General features: G+C 63.1%; 1 protein-coding gene. It reads left to right on the top strand.

Annotation, left to right across the window (positions count from 1 at the left end):
- A partial coding sequence (locus QRX41_RS08355; protein ID WP_396176811.1) for an RCC1 domain-containing protein occupies positions 1-2,958 on the top strand: 2,958 nt, incomplete at both ends.

The raw sequence follows: 2,958 nt of genomic DNA on the forward strand, positions 1-2,958 counted from the left end.
TCACCGGGGGGGGGGGGTCGTCAGACCCCTCGCGTAGCTGACGGAACCCCCGGCACTCTCCCCAGCAACGCAACCAGCACACCACTACCCGCACCATCGCCAATACAAACCACCGCACCATTAAACCCAACTTCGGGCACCCCGTCATCGACGACGGGAACACCTGACAATACAGACTCCGCTCCAGCTAAATCAGCCGAAAAGACAGAAGATCAGACTTCGCATACAGTTCGCTTCGAACTGGCCGACGGCAGCAAGCCCACCCAAGCGACTGTGAAAACCGGCACCCTCGCCACTCCCCCGCAACAGAACCCAGTGCGTGAAGGTTTCCGGTTCGACGGGTGGACTCATGATGGGCAGCCTTTCAACTTTCAGACCCCCATCCTGCAGGACACCACCCTGGAAGCCAAGAGGACCAAGACCACGGACTGGACGCTGAGCCCGAACCACGGACCCGCTTCCGGCGCACGAGTGACCATCAGCCCACCCAACAAGCAGGAACCCTACTACGTCAGTGTCCAAGCCGCAGGAGACCAGGTTGTGAGCCTAACCGGCGACGGCCGCATCTACACCTGGACGAAAGACAACACACCAGAACAGGTCCCCTTCCCTGCCCAGGCTCCCGACGGGTTCCACTACCTGCAAGCCGCAGCCGGCAGCCAATGGCAGGCAGCTTTAGGATCCGACCAGCACATCTACACCTGGAACAGCCAACAATCAACTCCCAGCATCCTCGACAACAGCCAGAACACCGGGTTCACCAACATCAGCATGAACGGCGATCGGCTGCTGGCCGTAGACCGACAAGGACAGATCCACGCCTATCCAGTCGGCCAGAATCCGAACCCAGAACTCAAAGAGCAAGCTGCAACAAGCCTGCCCGAACAGACGCGGGCCGTCACCGCCGTCGCCTCCGACAGCTGGGTTCTCATCGTGGACGCAGCGGGGCAGGCCTGGACCTGGGACGCAGGCAAGACCGGAAGCGTCAAATCCGAACGCGTCAAACAGGCCCCGGGCACACGCACCGTCCAAGCCCAACCCCTCAGCAGAGGATTCCTGCTCCTGGATTCGAAGGGACAGGCCCGGTACCTGGACGACAGCACAACCAGTCCCACAGCCGCCGGCCTGCCGGACGGCGTGCAGGCCAGCCGGATCACCACCGGCAATGACCAGGCCATCATCACTGATACGGACGGCCACGTCTGGGCCTGGAAGCCCGGCAAAACGCCCATCCGAGCGGACAAGCAGGGACAGGCCTACGCGCAGGCCGCCGAAGCCGGCAGAAAGATTACTGCCATCAGTAAGCAGGGCTACATCTTCACGTGGAGCCTGGACGCCCAAGGCAATCAAGGCGAGCCAGCCAAACTCGACACCATACAGGCGCCCACCCTGGAATCAGCCAACATGGACGGCCAGCCGCTCAAACTCAGCAAAAAGAACGACACATGGCAGACGGATGCTCCAGCCCACAAGCCCGGGCCGGTTTCCCTCGTCATTGCTGGCAGGCAGGACGGCCAGCCCTTCACCAGGAGCCTGAAGTACACGGTCGACCAGCCGCTAACCAGAGAAGCGGAACCAGGCTCCACCCACACGGTCACATTCAATACAGCCGGAGGAAGCCAGGCACCCAAGCCTCAACAGGTGTCATACCCATACGGCAGGGTGAAGCGCCCCTCCCCTAATCCGACGCGTGAGGGCTTCCTGTTCGACGGGTGGTTCATCGGGCAGGTCGCCTACGATTTCAGCAGGCCTGTCACCAAGGATCTGACCCTGACCGCCAAGTGGATGCCCGCAGGCCGGAACAGCACGTGGAGCATCAGCCCCGACAAGGGCAGCCAGCTGGGCAGGGAATCCACCACCATAACCCCGCCTGACAGCGCCAGCCGGGGCATCAGGTTCAGCCAGATCAGCGGAGGATCCAGTCATTCCTTGGCTGTGGGCAGCGACGGGAACGCCTACGCATGGGGAAAAAACAACTATGGCCAGCTCGGCAACGGGACGGTCACTAGGCAGGCCACGCCGGTCGTGGTGAGGACGCCTGACCGCACGACGTACCCGGACCTGCCAAAGAATTTCACCTACGCGCAAGTCAGCGCCGGAAACCTTCATTCGCTGGCCGTGGGCAGCGACGGCAACGCCTACGCCTGGGGACTCAACGTCAATGGCCAGCTCGGCAACGGGACAACCAGCTACAACGCCCAGACTACGCCGGTCAGAGTGAAGACGCCCGACCGCAACACGTACCCGGACCTGCCCAAGGACTTCACCTACCTGCAGGTCAGCACCGGATTGGATTATTCGCTGGCCCTGGGCAGCGACGGCAACGCCTACGCCTGGGGAGACAACAGCAATGGCCGGCTCGGCGACGGGACAACCACCAACCGGTCTACGCCGGTCAGAGTGAAGACGCCCGACCGCAACACGTACCCGGACCTGCCCAAGGACTTCACCTACCTGCAGGTCAGCGCCTACGGGTGGCATTCGCTGGCCGTGGGCAGCGACGGGAACGCCTACGCCTGGGGATGGAACTACCACGGCCAGCTCGGCGACGAGACGACCACTCAAAGGACTGCGCCAGTCAGGGTGAAGACGCCCGACCGCAACACGTACCCGGACCTGCCCAAGGACTTCACCTACCTGCAGGTCAGCACCGTAGGCGATTCTTCGCTGGCACTGGGCAGCGACGGCAACGCCTACGCCTGGGGAGACAACAGCAATGGCCAGCTCGGCGACGGGACAACCACCGACCGGCATACGCCGGTCAGGGTGAAGACACCCGACCGCAACACGTACCCGGACCTGCCCAAGGACTTCACCTACATGCAGGTCAGCGCCAGGGGCCATTCCTTGGCCGTGGGCAGCGACGGCAACGCCTACGCCTGGGGAAACAACAGCAATGGCCGGCTCGGCGACGGGACAACCACCGACCGGCATACGCCGGTCAGGGTGAAGACACCC

This window comes from Bifidobacterium kimbladii, from assembly GCF_032193675.1.
Classification (GTDB): Bacteria; Actinomycetota; Actinomycetes; order Actinomycetales; family Bifidobacteriaceae; genus Bombiscardovia; species Bombiscardovia kimbladii.